Annotated in this window: 19 protein-coding genes; 9 read left to right on the plus strand and 10 right to left on the minus strand. The window is 35.3% G+C overall.

Going from position 1 to position 18,774, the window contains the following annotated elements; translation table 11 throughout:
- Positions 1 to 163 precede the first annotated feature (163 nt).
- Entirely contained in the window at positions 164 to 949 is a 786-nt protein-coding gene (locus B371_RS0110810) for an enoyl-CoA hydratase (protein ID WP_019414334.1), read from the plus strand.
- Between the two features lie 149 nt (positions 950 to 1,098).
- Here B371_RS0110810 and B371_RS0110815 read toward each other — a convergent pair whose 3' ends face one another.
- The gene (locus tag B371_RS0110815) at positions 1,099 to 1,284 is read right to left on the minus strand and encodes a YhzD family protein (RefSeq protein ID WP_019414335.1); all 186 of its coding nucleotides are present in this window, start codon (positions 1,282 to 1,284) and stop codon (positions 1,099 to 1,101) included.
- A 138-nt stretch (positions 1,285 to 1,422) separates the two neighbouring features.
- Between B371_RS0110815 and B371_RS0110820 the strand changes: the two genes are divergently transcribed.
- From B371_RS0110820 to yhaM, 6 genes are all read left to right on the plus strand, one after another.
- Positions 1,423 to 1,632 (plus strand): helix-turn-helix transcriptional regulator, encoded by a 210-nt coding sequence (locus tag B371_RS0110820; protein ID WP_019414336.1) that lies wholly within the window; start codon positions 1,423 to 1,425, stop codon positions 1,630 to 1,632.
- A 99-nt stretch (positions 1,633 to 1,731) separates the two neighbouring features.
- Positions 1,732 to 2,631 (plus strand): ABC transporter ATP-binding protein, encoded by a 900-nt coding sequence (locus B371_RS0110825; RefSeq protein WP_019414337.1) that lies wholly within the window; start codon positions 1,732 to 1,734, stop codon positions 2,629 to 2,631.
- Positions 2,624 to 3,892: an ABC transporter permease gene (locus B371_RS0110830; RefSeq protein WP_019414338.1), complete on the plus strand. Its 1,269-nt coding sequence runs from the start codon at positions 2,624 to 2,626 to the stop codon at positions 3,890 to 3,892. The genes B371_RS0110825 and B371_RS0110830 overlap by 8 nt, the downstream gene beginning before the upstream one ends.
- Positions 3,893 to 4,081: 189 nt before the next feature.
- Positions 4,082 to 5,302: a DNA repair exonuclease gene (locus tag B371_RS0110835; protein ID WP_019414339.1), complete on the plus strand. Its 1,221-nt coding sequence runs from the start codon at positions 4,082 to 4,084 to the stop codon at positions 5,300 to 5,302.
- 10 nt (positions 5,303 to 5,312) lie between these two features.
- Positions 5,313 to 8,195 (plus strand): AAA family ATPase, encoded by a 2,883-nt coding sequence (locus tag B371_RS0110840; RefSeq protein WP_019414340.1) that lies wholly within the window; start codon positions 5,313 to 5,315, stop codon positions 8,193 to 8,195.
- Positions 8,192 to 9,130 (plus strand): 3'-5' exoribonuclease YhaM, encoded by a 939-nt coding sequence (gene yhaM, locus B371_RS0110845; RefSeq protein ID WP_019414341.1) that lies wholly within the window; start codon positions 8,192 to 8,194, stop codon positions 9,128 to 9,130. The genes B371_RS0110840 and yhaM overlap by 4 nt, the downstream gene beginning before the upstream one ends.
- Positions 9,131 to 9,378: 248 nt before the next feature.
- Here the strand turns inward: yhaM and B371_RS0110850 are convergent, their stop codons facing one another.
- The 7 genes from B371_RS0110850 to B371_RS0110880 form a co-directional block, all read right to left on the minus strand.
- On the minus strand, positions 9,379 to 10,272 hold the full coding sequence (locus tag B371_RS0110850) for a peptidylprolyl isomerase (protein ID WP_019414342.1): 894 nt from the start codon (positions 10,270 to 10,272) through the stop codon (positions 9,379 to 9,381).
- Between the two features lie 252 nt (positions 10,273 to 10,524).
- On the minus strand, positions 10,525 to 10,707 hold the full coding sequence (locus tag B371_RS0110855; protein WP_019414343.1) for a hypothetical protein: 183 nt from the start codon (positions 10,705 to 10,707) through the stop codon (positions 10,525 to 10,527).
- A 71-nt stretch (positions 10,708 to 10,778) separates the two neighbouring features.
- A complete protein-coding gene (locus B371_RS0110860) occupies positions 10,779 to 11,321 on the minus strand; it encodes a DUF3267 domain-containing protein (RefSeq protein WP_019414344.1) in 543 nt (180 codons plus the stop codon).
- Between the two features lie 117 nt (positions 11,322 to 11,438).
- The gene (locus B371_RS0110865; RefSeq protein WP_019414345.1) at positions 11,439 to 12,005 is read right to left on the minus strand and encodes an HTH-type transcriptional regulator Hpr; all 567 of its coding nucleotides are present in this window, start codon (positions 12,003 to 12,005) and stop codon (positions 11,439 to 11,441) included.
- A gap of 380 nt (positions 12,006 to 12,385) precedes the next feature.
- A complete protein-coding gene (locus B371_RS0110870) occupies positions 12,386 to 12,766 on the minus strand; it encodes a YtxH domain-containing protein (protein ID WP_019414346.1) in 381 nt (126 codons plus the stop codon).
- A 164-nt stretch (positions 12,767 to 12,930) separates the two neighbouring features.
- Positions 12,931 to 13,455 carry a tryptophan transporter gene (locus B371_RS0110875; RefSeq protein WP_019414347.1) on the minus strand — a complete coding sequence of 175 codons (525 nt, stop codon included), beginning with the start codon at positions 13,453 to 13,455 and terminating at the stop codon, positions 12,931 to 12,933.
- 117 nt (positions 13,456 to 13,572) lie between these two features.
- Positions 13,573 to 13,998 (minus strand): HIT family protein, encoded by a 426-nt coding sequence (locus B371_RS0110880; protein WP_019414348.1) that lies wholly within the window; start codon positions 13,996 to 13,998, stop codon positions 13,573 to 13,575.
- Between the two features lie 114 nt (positions 13,999 to 14,112).
- Here B371_RS0110880 and B371_RS0110885 point away from each other — a divergent pair, with 114 nt between their 5' ends.
- Both B371_RS0110885 and B371_RS0110890 read left to right on the plus strand, forming a co-directional pair.
- Positions 14,113 to 14,862, plus strand: a complete 750-nt coding sequence (locus B371_RS0110885; RefSeq protein ID WP_019414349.1) for an ABC transporter ATP-binding protein — start codon at positions 14,113 to 14,115, stop codon at positions 14,860 to 14,862.
- Positions 14,846 to 16,039, plus strand: a complete 1,194-nt coding sequence (locus B371_RS0110890; RefSeq protein ID WP_019414350.1) for an ABC transporter permease — start codon at positions 14,846 to 14,848, stop codon at positions 16,037 to 16,039. Before B371_RS0110885 ends, B371_RS0110890 begins: the two co-directional genes overlap by 17 nt.
- Positions 16,040 to 16,159: 120 nt before the next feature.
- Here the strand turns inward: B371_RS0110890 and B371_RS0110895 are convergent, their stop codons facing one another.
- Complete coding sequence (locus B371_RS0110895; protein ID WP_019414351.1) at positions 16,160 to 16,558, minus strand: hypothetical protein; 399 nt, start codon at positions 16,556 to 16,558, stop codon at positions 16,160 to 16,162.
- Between the two features lie 607 nt (positions 16,559 to 17,165).
- A complete protein-coding gene (locus B371_RS0110900; protein WP_019414352.1) occupies positions 17,166 to 18,341 on the minus strand; it encodes a M20 family metallopeptidase in 1,176 nt (391 codons plus the stop codon).
- Positions 18,342 to 18,774: the final 433 nt, after the last annotated feature.

An 18,774-nucleotide genomic window follows, 5' to 3' on the forward strand; every position in this document is an offset into this window, starting at 1 on the left:
GAGCGAAAATCAACTTTGTTCAGATTTTATTACTAGATTTTTTATTATGAAATTGACTCAATCCATTATAATTTAATTTCTATAATAGGATTAAAGGATTTACAAAATGAATCTCGAATATTAAAGTAATGAATGACTATTCATAAGAGAAGAGGTGTCTGTATTGACGACATATGAAACAGTGACTATTGAAAAGAATGACAGACTAGCTACTTTGACGCTAAACCGACCTCGAAGCATGAACGCGATGAATGGGACCATGATGAGAGAAATCGCAGAAGCTTTAGAGTGGTTACATGATGAGAAAGATGTGAAAGTACTAATTATTAAAGGAGAAGGACGGGCTTTTTCTGCTGGTGGTGATATAAAAGCGATGCTAGATCCAGAAAGTCCAATGGATATTGACTCGGTAATGGGAGATGTTTCTAGATTAGCAAAAGCTCTTTATACACTTCCTTTAATAACAATTGCATCAGTTCATGGTGCAGCAGCAGGGTTAGGCTTTAGCATAGTCCTTGGCTGTGATATTGTAATTGCTGAAGAAAATAGTAAACTTGCCATGAACTTCATCGGAATTGGTTTAGTTCCTGATGGAGCGGGACATTTCTTTCTAAAAGAGCGTGTAGGGATCCCTAAAGCTAAACAGCTTATTTGGTCAGGAAAAGTATTGAATGGCCACGAAGCATTAGGCTTAGGGCTAATTGATGAAATAACTGCTGAAGGAAAAGCTTTGGAGCATGCTGAAGTGACTGCTGCGAAGTTCTTAACATCTCCAGTGAAAGCGATGATTGCTTCGAAGAATATTTTACATACACAAAATGTTCATGAGTTAGAGCGTGTATTGGCACTTGAAAGTTCTTCCCAATCCGCAATGCGTCATTCGAAAGATCACTTAGAGGGTATTCAAGCATTTGTCGAAAAACGAAAGCCTAATTTTATAGGGGAATAAAGTAAAAGTCTGCTATTGCAAAATATTGCAATAGCAGACTTTTTTAAATTAAGAATAGATCATACAAGATAGTCAGGTCTAACACTAATTTTTCTTCTTAATTCATTTAGAAACGTGAGGCCTTTAATGCTTACCCTAAGTGTTCTTTATTAACTGTGAAATAGAATCAGTCTTCCAGAAGTATTAACCAAGCGATGAGTCTGATGTGCAAAGCCTTTTTCTTCAATCATTTCTTGTCCTTTTATTTTTGCTTCTTCTACTGAAGCAAATTCCCACGTTTCTTCTACAAGTAATTTTCCTGTCTGTTCTATTACTGTAAATTTATAAGGTTCCATAAATGTCCAACCTTTCTGAAATAAATATAAATTCATTATACTATTTATCGGGTTAAAAAAGTAGTTTGTAAAGTTAACTTTACATTTATAATGGAAATAAAGTACGCTTTAATAGGAGTTGTTAAGGAGAGCTATTCGATGGAAAACTTTATAAAAGAAAAAAGGATTGAGATCAATATGACGCAAGACGATCTCTCAGTAAAACTAGATGTCTCAAGACAAACCATTATTTCATTAGAAAAAGGACGATACAATCCATCAATCATTTTGGCATTTAAATTATCTAATTTATTTAATTGTAAAATCGAAGACTTGTTCGTTTATGAAAAGCTTGATAAAGATGAATGAAAGTTTTGATATTTAATGAATTTGTTAAAATTATCCGTATAAGATGTCTTACTTAAGAAATAGGATAGTTGGTGAGAAGAAATTCTAAGGAGTGAAAACATGGCTTTAAAAATTGAACATGTGACAAGGAGATTTGGTGATTTCACAGCTGTTAAAGATTTATCTATGATTGTTGAGCAAGGTAGTATGTATGGTTTTTTAGGAGCGAATGGTGCTGGAAAAACAACGACGTTTCGTATGATTCTAGGATTACTGGATGCAACGGAGGGTTCAATCACTTGGAATGGAAAACCAATTACCTATGCAAATAGATCGCATATCGGTTATTTACCTGAAGAACGCGGCTTGTATCCGAAAATGAATGTAGAAGATCAGTTGGTGTATTTAGGACAGCTTCGCGGCATGAAGAAGACCGGTGCTAAAAATGCAGTGAATCAGTGGTTAGAAAAATTTGAAGTTAAACACTATGCACAAAAGAAGGTAGAAGAATTATCAAAAGGGAATCAACAAAAAATTCAACTTATCGCATCACTAGTACATAAGCCCTCCCTAATTATATTAGATGAACCATTTAGTGGTCTCGATCCTGTGAATGTGGAAATGTTGAAAAAGGCCATCTTGGATATTCAAAAAGAAGGAGCAACAATTGTGTTCTCTAGCCATCGCATGGATCATGTAGAAGAATTATGTGACCAATTGTGCATTATGCACCATGGAGAAGCTATAGTCAGCGGATCTTTACGTGAAGTTAAGCGGGGATTCGGACGTCAAAATGTTCGGTTAAAAGCTGACTTTGATCTGACATTCTTAGGGGAACTAGAAGGCGTAAATTCATTTCAACCTTCAATAGAAGGTGGACTTTTCCAAATTTCAGATGAACGAATAGCACATGAGTTATTACGTACAGCATTAACTAGAGGTGATATTCGCTATTTTGCAATTGAAGAACCATCCCTTCAAGATATCTTTATTGAAAAGGTGGGAAAAGAGTATGCTTGATTTTTGGACGATTTTTAGTCAATCATTTTGGACTAAAGCAAAAACTAAATCATTCATTATAACGACATTAATTGTAGTAGCCGGGATTTTTTTGATGTCTAACCTATCTGGAATCATATCAAAGGTCCAAGAAGTAGGAGTTTTTGGTGATGATGTAGATGTAAATACGGTTTATCTAGTGGAGGATAGCAGTAATTTAGGCGTACAACTGGAGCAACAACTAGATCAGCTTAATAGTGATATAAAAGTAAAAGTTACGACCAATTCGATGGATGAGTTGGAGCAGCAAATTAATGATGAGAAAATTTCAATTTTCTTAGTATTAGCATTGGACAATACAAATACCATCCAAGCAACTTATACATCAAAAAATGCCAATGATTTTGATCAACCGATGATGATTAGAGAAGCTTTGCAAAACGTACAAACTAATATAAAAGCAAACTCTCTGAAATTAACAGGAGAAGAAGTATCACAATTATTTGCATCAATTCAATTTAAACAAGAAGCAGTAAGTGCCTCTTCAAAATCAGAAGAAGAATTAAGTCAAGCACGTGGATTGGTGTACGTATTAATTTTTGTTATTTATTTCTCCGTTTTCTATTATTCAAACATGATTGCAATGGAAGTGGCAACAGAAAAGTCATCACGTGTGATGGAAATCATCATTTCAAGTGTGTCGCCGGTTAAACATATGTTTGCTAAAATCGCTGGTGTGGGGACTCTTGGGCTGTTACAAATTGCATTATTTGGATTGGTAGGATTCATCGCATTAAAAACGAGTTCATCTGACTTAACATCTGGCGTGTTTTCATTCTTCGGTTTCTCAAATGTTAGTGTGAGCACGATGATACTTGCAGTGGTTTTTTTCTTACTAGGATACTTCCTCTATGCAACTCTCGCAGCGATGCTCGGGTCCCTAGTAAGTCGTACTGAAGACGTACAACAATTATTGCTACCGATGACTTTCTTAATTATAATCGCATCATTTATTGCATTTTCAGGACTAGGGAATCCTGAAGCAAGCTATGTACAAATTGCTTCATACATCCCATTTTTTACACCACTTGTTATGTTCTTACGAGTAGGTATGCTTGATTTGCCGGTATGGGAACCGCTACTAGGTATTGGAATCTTACTTGTAACAATATTTATATTAGGTTGGTTTGGTTCGCGGGTATACCGTGGGGGCGTGTTAATGTATGGTGCATCTCAGTCGCTGAAAGACATAAAGAGAGCGATGCAGTTAGGAAAGAAATAAGGCAGAAAATATCAATCTAAAATTACACTAATGAGAGTGAGGCAATTTAGCCTTGCTCTTTACTTTTTGCGCAATATCTAATGTCTACCTGACATTTATTTATTCTCTAGAACTGGAAATTGAATGGCTATTTCCAAGATTCAATGATAAAATTAGAACAAACATTCTATTTTCGGAGGAGGGTTTAGCATGACGTCAATTCGCTTTTTCCACATTGCTGACTTGCATCTCGGCAGTCCGTTCAAAGGACTTACATCAATGCCAGATCACCAACTTAAAACTATCCGTGACAGCACTTTTGAAGCATTCCAAATACTTATTCAAACGGCGGTTCAAGAGAAACCCGATTTCCTAATTATAGTAGGTGATATATACGACGGTGAAGACCGTAGTCTGCGTGCGCAACATAAGTTTCAACAAGGGATGGAAATGTTAAACAACTACCAAATTCCTGTTTTTCTTTGTCATGGTAATCATGATCATCTAGGGGGCAAATGGACACGATTTCAATACCCTTCAAACGTACATATATTTCAAGAGAAGACAGAAAAAGTTCTTATTCGAATTCGTCAACAAGATGTATATATAAGTGGGTTTAGTTATAAAGAACGGCATATGAAAGAGTCTATGGTGGCTTCGTTTGAAGAATCTTCGCAACCCGATGCACTTTATATTGGAATGTTACACGGTAGTTTAGCGGGAGATACCACACACGACGTATATGCACCTTTTACAAAAAATGAACTTATAAATAAAAACTATGATTATTGGGCACTTGGCCATATTCACAAACGACAAGTTTTACACTTAGAGCCACCGATCGTATATTCAGGAAACATTCAAAGTCGTCATCGCAATGAGAAAGGTCCTAAAGGCTTTTATGATGTTATGCTTGAAAAAGGCCATGCAACACTCTCATTTATTCAAACATCTGCAATTATTTACGATCAAATTAACTGCTGTTGCAAAGATATTGTTCATGCAAATGAGTGGTTTGAAGCAATTGAAGAGTCGATAGAACAATTCCGCAGTTTACATGGAGCTGGAATGGTAGAGATAAATTTAGTGGAGATTGACGACAATACATTAGCAATGCTTGAAGGATCTCCAATGGAAGAGTGGCTCTCAATGGTCCGAGAAACACAAGAAATGAAAGAACCTGGTATATGGGTACAATCCATTACAATTGAACCGTATGAAACCATAGATATGGAGTCAAGTGGATTAACAGAGAATGTGTTATCTGTAATGGGCAATTGGGATACACAACAATGGAAAGAAATCGTTAGCGATGTCTATCAACATTCACGGTCTAGTCGTTTTATGGATAAATTAACAGAACATGAATATGAAACTATTAAGACAGAAGCACGTGCGTTAATACAAAAAGAACTTTTGGGAAAGGAGTGAGAAAACAATCTTGCGCATTCAAAAACTAATAATTTATGGATTCGGTCAACATGAAGATATTACAATTGAAATGAAAGATGGAATCAATGTATTTTTCGGATGGAATGAAGCTGGAAAAACAACGATTCAACAGTTCGTATTATCAGTGCTATTTGGATTTCCGCTTCGCAACCAAGGAATCTTAAGATACGAGCCAAAAGGCGGAGGCCGTCATGGTGGACAAGTTCATATCAATCATCAAGAATTCGGAAATGTCGTGATTGAACGTGTAAAGGGGAAATCAGCTGGAGACGTTACGGTTTTCTTTGAAGATGGGAATAGGGGGGGAGAAGAATCGTTAAAACAAGTTCTTTATCGATATGACCGAAGTTCATTTGAGTCAATTTTCTCATTCTCTATTCATCAATTACAAGACTTTGACAAGATGAGCGAAGAGGAATTGAGTCGTACACTTCTGGCATCTGGAACAACAGGAGTAGACACTATAACAAAGCTCGAGCAACGAGCAACCAAAGAAATGAATGCACTATTTAAAAAATCAGGAAAGAATCCGGAAATGAACCAAAAGATTGAAGAGATACGTGTACTCGATCAAGCATTGAAAGAAGATAGGGCAAAAATTGATCAATTTGAACCTTCAATTTCACGTCTATCAGAAATCGATCGACTGCTTGCTGATTTAAAAAAAGAAGAGCAATTTCTTAAACATCAACATGATCAACTACTCAAATATCGTCAAGCAAAACCATTACTAGAGAAACAACTACAGCTCGAAACGGAACTTTCTTCAATACAACAATTATCGTTTCCCGCTGAAGGCATTCGGCGATATGAAACGTTAAAAGATAGTGTCCAAGAGCTGCAGGTTAAAATGGAGCAACTACAACTAGGCATTCAAAATTTAGGACACCAAGCAAAACAATCAGTTTCTTTTGAACGTATTCAGGAATTGGAAGACTTGTTGGCCAAAGAATCGGAATGGCATCATTGGCAGATTCGCAAGCAACAACTAACAAACGAAATAGAACAAGCAAATCGTGAAATGGAACAACATGCTCGCTTGCTTGGCATGCAAGATGAACAACATTTTAAACATGTAAAAGAAATGGATGTTTCACTACAAAGAGAAGAAGATTTCCAACAAGTCATGCAACGCTTTCAACAAGCGGAAGAAGCGGTTCGTTTTGAATCGCATAGTCGTGAACGCATTCAACGAGAAAGTGAAGAAGTTGAACTAAGAATACAACAACTTCAATCATCAGCGCCTAATGAAGATGAACAAAAACAGTCTGGAAAACTACAACAACTAATGCTCCAACTTGCTGAATTAAGAGCTCGCAAGGACCGTACATCGGCGAGATCAAACATCCCACTTATAGTGAGTAGTCTAATCTTATTGGCAACAATTATAGGGGCTATATTTTTTGGAGAATCAGGACTTGCAGTTGGAGGTGTTTTTTTAGCAGGCCTAGTCTTTGTACTATTAAATAAGATGAATCCAGCAGAACCTAAATCATTTAACAATGATGATTCAATAAAAATATCAAAAATCGAACAAGAACTATTGAAAACTCAGCAGTTAGCTGACCAATTAAGATTGTATAATGATAGAATGATTCGTCTTGTGGATCAACGACAAGAAAGACAACAAATGTTAAAGAAAAGTGAACAGAATATAAGCGACGCTAATATTAAACGTGCTGAAGAGAAAAATACACTAGATAAATTCCTTAATTCTTATGGATTTGATGGTTTATTGCATTCACAGTTGTTTCCAGAACTCTTTAAACGAATTCGTCAAATACAGGAACAATATCAATTGATTTTGCGTAATTCGAAGGAACGTCAAGCTGTTATGAAACAAATAGAAGAACGACTTGTAAGGGCCACGCAACTTTCAGGTGAATTTCTATCTGAACAGGGTGCTTATAGTCGTTTACGAGAAGTTATTTATACGCTTAAAGGTGCCCAAAAAGATCAAAGAGAAGCCCAAGAGAAGATAAAAGAAAACATTTCGTATTTAAACGAAAAGGAAAAATTGTTTATATTACAATCCGATGATATTCAAACTCTATGGAGACAAGCCCAGGTTAAAACTGAGTCAGCTTTTTACGAAGCAGATGTGGCATTCCGTAAGAAAAAATCTCTTCAACAAGATCTACGTATGATACATGATCAGTTATATTCTATTGGGGAAATCACTTTTGAATATATAGATGATCAGCAACAAGTATTAGATTTAGAACAACTTGAAGAAACTTCAAATCATATATCAAAGAATCGTAATGAATTATTAGAGGAAAAAGCATTATTAAAACAGCAAACAAGTTCAATGGTCAGTGATGATCATTATGGTCATACACTTCAAATTTTCGAACAAAAGAAATCTGAGTTAGCTGAACTTGCACATAAATGGTCTGTCAACAAAGCAGTTTCTGAGGCTATAAAACAAACAATGCATAACCTAAAAGAAAAACGTCTCCCTTTTGTTCTAAAAAAAGCACAAGAATTTTTTAGTCACTTAACAAATAAAAGATATGATTCCCTTGAAGTAAATGAACAAGGAATTTTTGAGGTCATAGATCATCAAGGAATACATTTTCGTATTTCTGAACTAAGCCAAGCAACAAAAGAGCAAGCTTATATTTCTTTACGCTTTGCATTGGCAGAATCACTCTTAGACACTATTCCTTTTCCAATAATAATGGATGATCCTTTTGTTCACTTTGATCGTTTCCGAGTGAAACAAATGGTACAATTAATGACAGATTTAAAATATAATCATCAGTTCTTGTATTTCACCTGTCATGAAGAAATGACAAAGATTTGGCCAGATGCACACGTCATTGATATCACAACGTTGCAAAAGAAAAGGAGTGTGCCCTCAATATGAAAGGTATTACACAATTAGCTGTCGGAGAAACTGTTGACCATAATCTATTAATCAAACAATCAACGAAAGCATTTACCACAACAGGCAATAAATTCATGACTCTAATTCTACAAGATAAGAGTGGAGATATCGAAGCAAAATTATGGGATACGAAGGAAGAACATGAAGCTCTGTATCATTCTGAGGCAATCGTTAGAATAGGTGGAGAAATTCAGCACTATCGAGGAAAGAATCAGTTACGAATAAAGAGTATTCGTGTAGTAAAAGAAGATGAGGGGATTTCAATAACAGATCTAGTGCCTTCTGCGGAAAAGCCGAAAGAAGTACTATTTGAAGAATTAATGCAATTTTTCTTTGAAATGAAGAATCCACATATTCAAAGGATTACTCGACACTTATTAAAAAAACACCAAGAGTCCATCTTGACTTATCCTGCTGCTACTAAAAATCATCATGATTATGTCTCAGGTTTACTTGATCATGTAGTGTCAATGTTGAAACTTGGGAAGTCCTTATGTGACCTGTATCCATCATTAAATAAAAATCTATTATATGCAGGAATCATTTTACATGACGTAGGAAAAGTTATAGAATTATCTGGTCCGATTGCAACATCTTATACGGTTGAGGGAAATCTTATAGGCCATATTACAATAATGGTTAATGAAATTTCTAAAGCAGCAGAAGAGTTGCAAATTGAAGGAGAAGAGGTAATGCTACTTCAACATATGGTGTTGTCACATCACGGTAAGGAAGAGTGGGGGAGTCCAAAAAAACCAATGCTCCGTGAAGCAGAAATTCTTCATTACATTGATAATATCGATGCTAAGATGAACATGCTTGATCGTGCATTAAATAAAACAACCCCAGGTGAGTTTTCTGAGCGCATATTTCCACTCGATAATCGGTCTTTCTATAAACCGACTTTTGAGTAGGAGAAACCTTTGCATGCTGCTAAGGGAATGATAGTTTAGCTAAACCTTACTACCATAATTGAAAAAGGAGACAAGCGACGTTGTGCTTGTCTCCTTTACTTATATTTAGGTTGTAAATAGTTCTTGTGATTAATGAGGAATCCGATAGTCAAACAGCGAAGTACAGTAAATTTAATTACCGCTGGGACTCAAATTTATTATAAACAAAAGGCGCTTCCGAATTTCGGAAACGCCTTTATTACCTAAAATTATGCTGGTGCTGGTTCAGGGTTTAAAATCTGATCAATTGCACCTTCCAAGTCTTCATCTTTAATTTCAATATTAGCCTCGTTCATTAATTTCGAAACTTTAGGTAACAATGATTGTGGATCTGCTTTTTGCATTTTAAGTGTTTTTGCTATGTCTTCTTTATTTTCTTCTAATGTCCCAATATCTTTATCTGCTTCACGTTTTTCAATAACTTCAATTATGTGGAATCCGTATTGAGATTTAACTGGATCACTAATTGTGTTAGGTTCCAAAGCTAAGGCTGCATCAGAAAATTCTTTTAACATTTCATCTGGAGTGAACCAACCAAGATCACCACCAGTTTCTTGTGCTGCTGGCTCAGTAGAATACTCTTTTGCAACTTCTGTAAAGTCAGCGCCGCCTTCAAGCTTTGCTTTTACTTCCAAAGCAGTAGCCTCATCAGCAACTAAAACGTGACGAGCATTTAATTCTGTTTTCATGTTTTCGTATGCAGTTTGAATTTCTTCGTCTGTTACTTCAACACCTTCAGTTAAAGCTTTTTCTTGCAACAAGTTTAAACGAAGATACTTTTTGTAGCTTTCTTCTGTTTGACCTTGTTGTGTAAGGTATTGTTCAAAGGTGTCTCCCATTTCTTCTTTTTCTTTGTTGAATTGAGCAGTTACTTCTTCGTCTGTTACTTCATACTCAGAAGCCAATACTTTCTCGATAATTAAGATTTGCAAGGCTTGTTTACCAACGGACGCTTTCATTTCTTCATACAATTCATCCTTAGTAATATCGCCAACCTCCGACGTTACAACTGTTGTTGAATCATCTGATGCTGAATCGTTGTTACAAGCTGATAAAGCTATAACTGATGCTGCTAATGTAAATAGTAAAATTGATTTTTTCATACGAGATCTCTCCTTATTGTCTTCTTAGATGCAATTTTTACTATAACATAGACGATGAATAAACCGAAATGGTTCCCCTAGGTTCCAATTTAGGGAGAACAGAAATAGATATGAAACAAACAATGATATTTGTCTCAAGTAAACCATTTAGGATTAAGAAGTCCTTATCGTTATGGCATAGTAGCAGTTACGCAGCCTTTATGTGTAATAAAGAAAAAGTCCTCTTTCCTGAAGTCAGGAGAATGGACTTTTTTATACAGTAAAAGTAACTTTCACATAAAAAGAAACTAGTAAAATTAACACCAAAATATTGATGGTTCTGAAAATCTTATTGTGATTTTCTTCAGGAATTTCTTTTTGCGTAACTAACGCATATGTCATGCGATTAATCTGGAATAAATACATAATTGAGAATAGTACTACTATAGTAATCACGTTTATTCCTCCCCTCTGCCAAACTACACAATCATAACAAATTTGCGTGGAAAAGAACAGTAATTAGTTTATTAATTAACAGGAGGTACTAAAATTTCGTATCCCGTGTCTGTTTCTTCAATCAACGCTTTTTTAGGTGAGCGGGCAAGATTTTGAATATATAACAAGTCTATTAAACAAAGACCACAATGATATGCTAGTAGCATTGCAAAGTAATGACCAAATACCGGGAAAACAAATGCACCAATAATCAAAATGCTATTGATGATAACTAATGGAGCAAGTAAAGCAAATAAAAAAAGAGATTTTGGCACTGGCTCTTTAATGCGAATAGAAAGAATTGGCATAATGCTGAATTGTTTTTTTACTGACAACTGAATGTTATTTCGATAACGAAACAATGGAATGCAATGAAGAGCTTTATGAGTTGGATATATTAATATAAAGCTTAATAAAAATATGGCAAATCGTTCATCAGAAAGCGTACTATCATTCAAAATTTCAAGTGTTACATAAAAGAGTGAAAAAACAGCCATAACAATAATTGAAGACAACATAAATATACGGTCGAATCCGTATTGTTTTTTAACGTTAATAGTTTTCCAACAATGCACAGTAATGTCCCCTAAAGTAAAAAATATCTTGCAGATACATACATTACGATGTTTTGTTGGAAAAAGCAAGTATACAATTATTACATTTTAGATAGCGCTATCATAATCTTTTTATCTTTAGTTTTTGCTATAGATAGTAGGTTTAATATTGCCAATCTCTTCATCAAAAGATTGATCAATATTGCTGAATGAATGTTCGAATATTTCCATGAAATCATCTCCGTAAATATTACGAATCACAGACATTAAGTCCATGAACTCTGAAAACCGTCCGTATAAATCTTTTAGAGGAAGGGAACTTTCTATAACGGAATGCTGAGAATCATGGTAATGTTCTATCATATTCGTTAGTAATTCTTCACCTTTTTGAGTGAGTTCAACATATGTATTTCGTTTGTCATCATCACGTTTTGAAAAAGACAGAAGTCCTCGTTCTTCTAATTTTTTAGAAAAGTTAAAGGCAGTAGAAACATGCATGACACCAAACTTAGCTATATCTGAGATTGAGGCTCCTTTTGAATGAAATGAAATCCATAAAATATGATGTTCATTAATATTTAAATCATATGGTTTAATCCATTGTTGCCAATCTTTTTCTACGGCTTTCCAAAGTGCTTTAGACAGTTGGCCAATACGTTGGCTGTATAGCATAGCTTCTTTCATAGTATACATTTTGTTTGTCATATTAATACCTTCTTCCGAAAAAATCTGTTTCTATCATTATAGCAATAAAGTAAAGGTGTGCATAGTTAGAATGTTATAAATATTACGATTAAAACGATAAATAATAGAATTTTCTAATTCTCTACCTTTGCTATTTAATAATATATAGTTCTATTATCATCCCCCCAAATTATTAATGCTCATTTAATCCAACTATTACGCCTTTTGTAGAATTCGATGTCAGTTCGATAGAATATTTATGAACAAGATTCACCCAATTATAAATTGGAATATATATATATATAATTTAATGGAAAAACCACTTTTAAAAAACTAAATACTATTTAAATAATACCAAGAAATAAAAAAACGCCCTACAATTGTAGGGCGAAGAATCATAATCATTTATCCTTTGAAGGATTTTTTTGATGTTTTACTAAAGACTTTTCTAGCTCTTCTAGAGCTATTTGGATAGAACTAATTTCATTTTGTAAATTTTCTTGAATAGGCCCTGTTTCGTTTTGCCACTTTTGAACAGAGGTTTTTAATTCTTCAATCGTTTCTGGTATTTCTGTTTTTGCCTCTTTAGTTAAGCTAGAGATTGATCTTTTTAAATCACTTATTTGAAATTTCACGTCAAATAATTTCTCTTTCCAATCGGTTGAGGCTACTTTGACATTCGATCGTAGGTCGCTACCAGATTGAGCAGTAGAGAATAAGACCGCTACAGAACTTACCACAGCGCCTGTTACCAAACCAACAAAAAATGTGGATGCTTTCATTAAAATCAAACTCCTCTCATATATATATAAGTATACTATTCCTTCATTTCCTTTAATTAAAACATGTAGGACAAGCATTGACAACATGTAAATGGTTAAAAGACTCTTATGTCAATGAAAGGAACAAAAAATGGCCTGCCAGAATTGGCAGACCATAACTTTACTTAGTTTGATAGAGCTGTTTCAAATTTGGAACGTTTCACTAAATTTTTGACAATAGGGAAGATGAAGAAGAATACAATCGCATTTAAAGCTACTGTTGGTAGTACAACTCCGACTACTAGAGCACCAAATGGAACATCTACACCTAAAACAAAAATTGCAACGGATAAGAAAATGACGCCTGATAACAATGTACCTAATCCTACAAGAATAATTGCTACAGGGAGTTTAGTTGTAAGATGTTTCAAAGCAACTACAACTGCAAAGAACACAAAAGCGGTGATGAATTTATCTACGACATTAGGTATGAATCCAGCAGGAAATGTTGAAAACAGTCCGGAGATAACTCCTGTTGTTACTGCTAGTAAAAAAACATGTGATGCTTTTGGGAATAGTAAAATTCCGATAAACATCATTGTTAACATAAAGTCTGGTTTCATTCCACCATTGAATCCCGGGATAACTAAGTATAACGCAGCTCCTACAGATATTAGTAGGGACATTAAAACTAGATTTTTTGTAATCATTTTCTCATCTCTCCTCAACTATGCTAATCTATTTTTTGTATTCTCCTGGCGTATTCTATAATCGACAGCGAGAAACTTATTCATATTTTACAATGACAAATGGGTAAAAGCAAGATATTATTTGTTTAAATTCATCCGAATTTGTTCAGCGTATTCAGCAAACATTTCGCTCGTATATTGTTTTTCTTTTGTATGCCATATAGCTTTAAAACCATCTGTTTGATCGTATCTCGGGATTAAATGAATATGAAAGTGAAATACACTCTGACCAGCAGGAGCCCCGTTATTGTTCAATATATTTAAGCCCACGGATTGAAAAGTTGTTTTAAGTGATTCGGCAATTTTTGGAACGACGGAAAATATTTGTGCTGCTTCTTCAGAAGACATGTCATAAATATTTTCATGATGTTTTTTAGGGATTAATAACGTATGTCCCTTTGTAAGTGGCATAATATCCATAAAGGCTAACACATGCTCATCTTCAAACACTTTTGTACTCGGAATCGAACCTTCTACAATTTTACAAAATAAGCAATCACTCATTGCGGCCACGTCCTTTCATTATATGTTCTAAGTTTATCATATATAGAAGGCACACGTGAAAAGCCAATCACTGAATTTTTTGGTAAGATAAAGGAAAAAGGGGGGGCGTATTTGATGAACGTTTTGGAAGTAAAGGCAATAACAGGTGGCTATACACGAAAACCAGTCATACACGATTTAACTTTTTCTATCGCGCCTGGTGAATTAGTGGGACTCATCGGTCTAAACGGAGCAGGAAAAAGTACAACAATTAAGCATATAATTGGATTAATGAATCCAAAAGATGGAGAAATACGTTTAAACCAAGTAACGATGAAAGAAAACATGGACGCATATCGTTCTTCATTTTCCTATATTCCAGAAACACCTGTACTGTATGACGAATTAACATTAAAGGAACATTTGGAACTAACAGCTATGGCTTATGGATTAGATGAAGAAACACTTGCTTCACGATCTGAAGTGTTATTAAAAGAGTTTCGTATGGAAAAACGTTTAAATTGGTTTCCTTCACATTTTTCAAAAGGGATGCGTCAAAAAGTAATGATTATGTGTGCATTTTTAGTAAATCCTTCATTATATATTATCGACGAGCCGTTCGTCGGACTTGATCCACTTGGGATTCAATCATTGCTTGATCAAATGAATGAAAAGAAACAATCTGGAGCTTCCGTTCTCATGTCAACGCATATTTTATCTACAGCAGAACGGTATTGTGATCGCATTTTGTTATTGCATAACGGTCGAATTCGAGCACAAGGGACAATGAACGATTTACGAGTAGCTTTTAACATGCCACTAGCTACTCTCGATGACTTGTATATCGCCATGACTAAGGAGCGAGACAATGAAGAACCTGCATGACGTGTGGAGTATACGTTTTCTTCATTACGTAAATGAACTTCAAAAATACTTAAAATATGTATTTACTGGTCATCTAGCAATTGTCATTGTGTTCGTCCTTGGGGCAGGGGGGTATCAATATAGTGAGTGGTTAAAAACTGTGTCAAGTGATTTCCCGGCTACTTGGTTAGTTGCTTTGGTTATTGGCCTCTTGCTAGCTTATAATGTGCCAACAACTCTTGTTAGGGAACCAGACCAAGTATATTTGCTACCACTTGAATCTAAATTAATGACATATATGAAAAAGGCCTTATCGTGGACGTTTTGGTCACAATTGTTTATTGTAGTGCTACCGTTTGTAGTCGCAATTCCATTATTGACTCAAGTTGGTCAAGTACAACCCTTAACACTTGGTGTGGTGTTCATCTTCATTTTACTTATGAAATGGTGGAATGTACATGTGGATTTTGCATTTAGATGGACGAATAGTGGACAAGGTATTTGGGGAGATCGTATAGTACGAGCGTTATTATCCATCGCTGTACTTGCAGCGAGTTTCACGATGAATCCTATTTACATTGTATTATTGAGTGTTCCTATTGTTTTTTATTTCATTTCATGGAATCGCCAGATAAATGGACAACCTTTTCCATATGAGCATTTTGTTAAACTCGAACAAAATCGTATGTTACGTTTTTACCGATTCGCTAATTATTTTACAGACGTCCCACATATTCAAGGAAGCATTCACCGTCGCGCTTGGCTCAATGGAATATATCTGTTAGTGCCTTTTCAACAAAAAAATGCACAAGACTATCTATTGTTTAGAACTTTCGTACGAACGGATGATACGTTTTATTTATGGTTGCGTTTAACCATACTCTCAGCAATAGGAGCAGCATTCATTGGAATTCCTGCTGTCGTCATGATTTTCGTTGGTGCTTTATCATTCGCTTCTGCTATCCAACTTAAACAAGCTTTATCAGCTTCTAATGAATTCCGGATGGATATGCTTTTCCCAATAGCTGAAATAGCACGAAGTAAAGGGATTTTAAAATTAGTACGTGTTGTCCAAGTATTGCAAGCTTTGATTGTATTTTTGGCTGTAGTGATAATCAGTGATAACCAATTTACTTTATACGCTTTACCAATTATCGTATTGGTTGTGTCTGAGATTACCTTAAGAATGACTAAATAATATAAAAATGGTCTCATAACCTTAATGCAATAGGTTATGAGACCATTTTAACAAATAAATATTTAGTAGAATCACAATAAAAGTAAATCATTTCAGGTTTTGATTTTTATGTAAGTATAATTATTCATTATCTTCCACAATGGTCACTTTAAATGTACCTAGGCCAATAGAAGTTGATAGTTCATTTGTGAGATCTTGGATATATGTTTCTGCTTTTCCTTCATTTGAGTCTAGACCATGCAAAACAATAGTTATTTCCTTTTTCTCCATACTAAATATTGTGAACGCTATACTTCCAGTAGGTTTGTACCCTTCATTTTTCAAAGCAGTGATAAGTTGGCTTTGAAATTCCGTTTCTGTCATCTTGCTAGTGACCACTTCGACGTCTTTAACACTGCGGAGATAAACGTCCTGATCTGATTCACCAGGTGACAAAGAAGACAGAATAATAACCAAGACTACTATGACGAGAAATAAGAATCCAAATACTAATATTCCTTTATTATTTATCCTTCTCACACTTCTCCCCCAATTATGCAATCTTGTAAAAGGATATGCTTTGTGTCAATAAATATTCCTGTAATACAAGTTACGTAACAATTCTGAAATCATTACATTGATTGAGTCAATTTCATAATAAAAAATCTAGTAACAATACCGAACAAAGTTGATCTCCGTTCCATGCGGACGCTTTCCATGGGGCACGGCTTCAATCTTCCTCGTCACTCTAAAAACATGTGCTCCTGCGGTTACTCGTCGCAAAGATACTGGCTTGTGGCCAGCATCTTTCCTGCGGGGCTTTCAGCTGCTCGTGCTATTCCCACTGGAGTCGCCGCCTTTCGCTACAATCAAACGATACCTATCTTAAATAAACGGATAACAATTAAGTGTTCGTGTTTATTATCTAATTTTAGGAGTTATGAAATTGACTCAATTTAATGTTTATAACTTGGTTGGTGAACAGTACGAATGAGGGCTTTTAAGAGCAATAAGTAAAAACATAAAAACAGGTGAAGAAAAACGACTCGTTTTCCTTCACCTGTTTTATTTTAGAGACTTATAAGACAGCCTCTTATATTATAGATAAATGATGTTTACACTTTCATGGCAATCTTTCAATCAGAGATTAGTTATCTTTTTCTTGATAATCTAGAGCTACAGCTCCTAATGTTTTAGCAGCTAAAAGCATAGAGTTTTCATCGAAATTAAACTTTGGATGATGATGTGGGAAAACTTCGCCCTGAGGTTGAGCTCCTGTAAAGAAGAATGTTCCAGGAATTTTTTCTACATAGAATGCAAAGTCTTCGCCGCCCATATGTTGTTCAGTTTCGCGAACTCCGGTAACGCCTGGGACTTGTTCTGCTACTGCTTTTAATAAGTGAGTTTCAGCTTCATGGTTAACTAATGCGCTGTAGCCACGTATATAGTCAAATTCATAGGTGCAATCATTAGCAAGACATGTTCCTTGAATGACACGTTCCATTTCTTTTTCCATTAAATTACGTACTTCTGGATCGAATGTGCGAACTGTTCCAATTAATTTTGCAGAGTCAGCGATAACATTAAATGCATTATTTGCAACGAATGATCCGACAGTCAATACAGCCGACTCAACAGGGCTTACACGACGAGATACAATTTGTTGTAAGTTAGTCACGAGTTGCGCACCGATTACAATTGAATCTTTTGTTTGGTGGGGGCTTGCACCATGGCCTCCACGACCTTGAATCTTAATTTCAAATCGATCAGCTGCAGCCATAACTGGTCCAACCCGGTATTCGATTGTTCCAGCAGGGGTCAAAGACCATAAATGTGTACCAAAGATGGCATCTACACCATCTAGACAACCTGCTTCTATCATAGGTTTCGCTCCACCTGGTGCATACTCTTCTGCATGTTGATGAATTAATACATATTCACCAGATAATTGTTCACGCATGTTAAACAACGTTTTTCCAAGTACTAACAGTGTAGCAGTATGACCATCGTGCCCACATGCATGCATAACACCAGGAACTGTTGATTTGTAAGGAATATCATTCTCTTCTTGTATCGGCAGTGCATCAAAATCTGCGCGTAATGCAACAGTTTTACCTGGTAATGCACCTTTCACACGTGCCACTACACCATTACCTCCAACATTTGGTGTGAATTCTATACCTAAGTCGGCATAAAAGTTTTGGATGTACTGTGCTGTGTTTGTTTCATGAAAAGATACTTCTGGATACATATGTAAATGGCGACGGATGACGAGCATTTCTTCATATGCATAATCTAATTTTTCAAATAGTTGTTGTTTCAAAATAGATCTCCTTTCGACTCTTAAAATAGTTTTAATGTTGGTAATTATAGCATTCTAAAACATATAGAACAATTGAGGATTTCAAATCTTCACAAGATTAAAATATCAATCTAGAGACTAAAATGTAGCACTTCATAAGAGCTGCACAACGGACTCTGCTTCGGAAGATAACTAGTAGTTCACTAGGAGCACGATTTTCAGTTCCGACATAGAATATGGGTATTGGGTGAAAGTATGAATAATTTTAAATCAAACTATAATATCCGTGAAAGTTTGTAAACAGATTCAACATGAAATTTTTTCCAATGTTTATTTAACTGAGTCAATTTCATAACTCCTCAATACGATAATAACCACGAACACGTGATTGTTATTCGTTTATTTTAGACAGGTATCGTTTGATTGTAGCGCAAGGCGACTCCAGTGGGAACAG

It is taken from the genome of Paenisporosarcina sp. TG20, assembly GCF_000286315.1.
Classification (GTDB): Bacteria; Bacillota; Bacilli; order Bacillales_A; family Planococcaceae; genus Paenisporosarcina.

Coding starts and splice junctions, on each gene's coding strand:
- B371_RS0110865 (WP_019414345.1), bottom strand. CDS start 12,005: ATGACAAACAAAATGTATACTATGAAAGAAGCTATGCTATACAGCCAA.
- yhaM (WP_019414341.1), top strand. CDS start 8,192: ATGAAAGGTATTACACAATTAGCTGTCGGAGAAACTGTTGACCATAAT.
- B371_RS0110830 (WP_019414338.1), top strand. CDS start 2,624: ATGCTTGATTTTTGGACGATTTTTAGTCAATCATTTTGGACTAAAGCA.
- B371_RS0110835 (WP_019414339.1), top strand. CDS start 4,082: ATGACGTCAATTCGCTTTTTCCACATTGCTGACTTGCATCTCGGCAGT.
- B371_RS0110870 (WP_019414346.1), bottom strand. CDS start 12,766: ATGAAAGCATCCACATTTTTTGTTGGTTTGGTAACAGGCGCTGTGGTA.
- B371_RS0110875 (WP_019414347.1), bottom strand. CDS start 13,455: ATGATTACAAAAAATCTAGTTTTAATGTCCCTACTAATATCTGTAGGA.
- B371_RS0110825 (WP_019414337.1), top strand. CDS start 1,732: ATGGCTTTAAAAATTGAACATGTGACAAGGAGATTTGGTGATTTCACA.
- B371_RS0110850 (WP_019414342.1), bottom strand. CDS start 10,272: ATGAAAAAATCAATTTTACTATTTACATTAGCAGCATCAGTTATAGCT.
- B371_RS0110880 (WP_019414348.1), bottom strand. CDS start 13,998: ATGAGTGATTGCTTATTTTGTAAAATTGTAGAAGGTTCGATTCCGAGT.
- B371_RS0110815 (WP_019414335.1), bottom strand. CDS start 1,284: ATGGAACCTTATAAATTTACAGTAATAGAACAGACAGGAAAATTACTT.
- B371_RS0110890 (WP_019414350.1), top strand. CDS start 14,846: ATGAAGAACCTGCATGACGTGTGGAGTATACGTTTTCTTCATTACGTA.
- B371_RS0110820 (WP_019414336.1), top strand. CDS start 1,423: ATGGAAAACTTTATAAAAGAAAAAAGGATTGAGATCAATATGACGCAA.
- B371_RS0110885 (WP_019414349.1), top strand. CDS start 14,113: ATGAACGTTTTGGAAGTAAAGGCAATAACAGGTGGCTATACACGAAAA.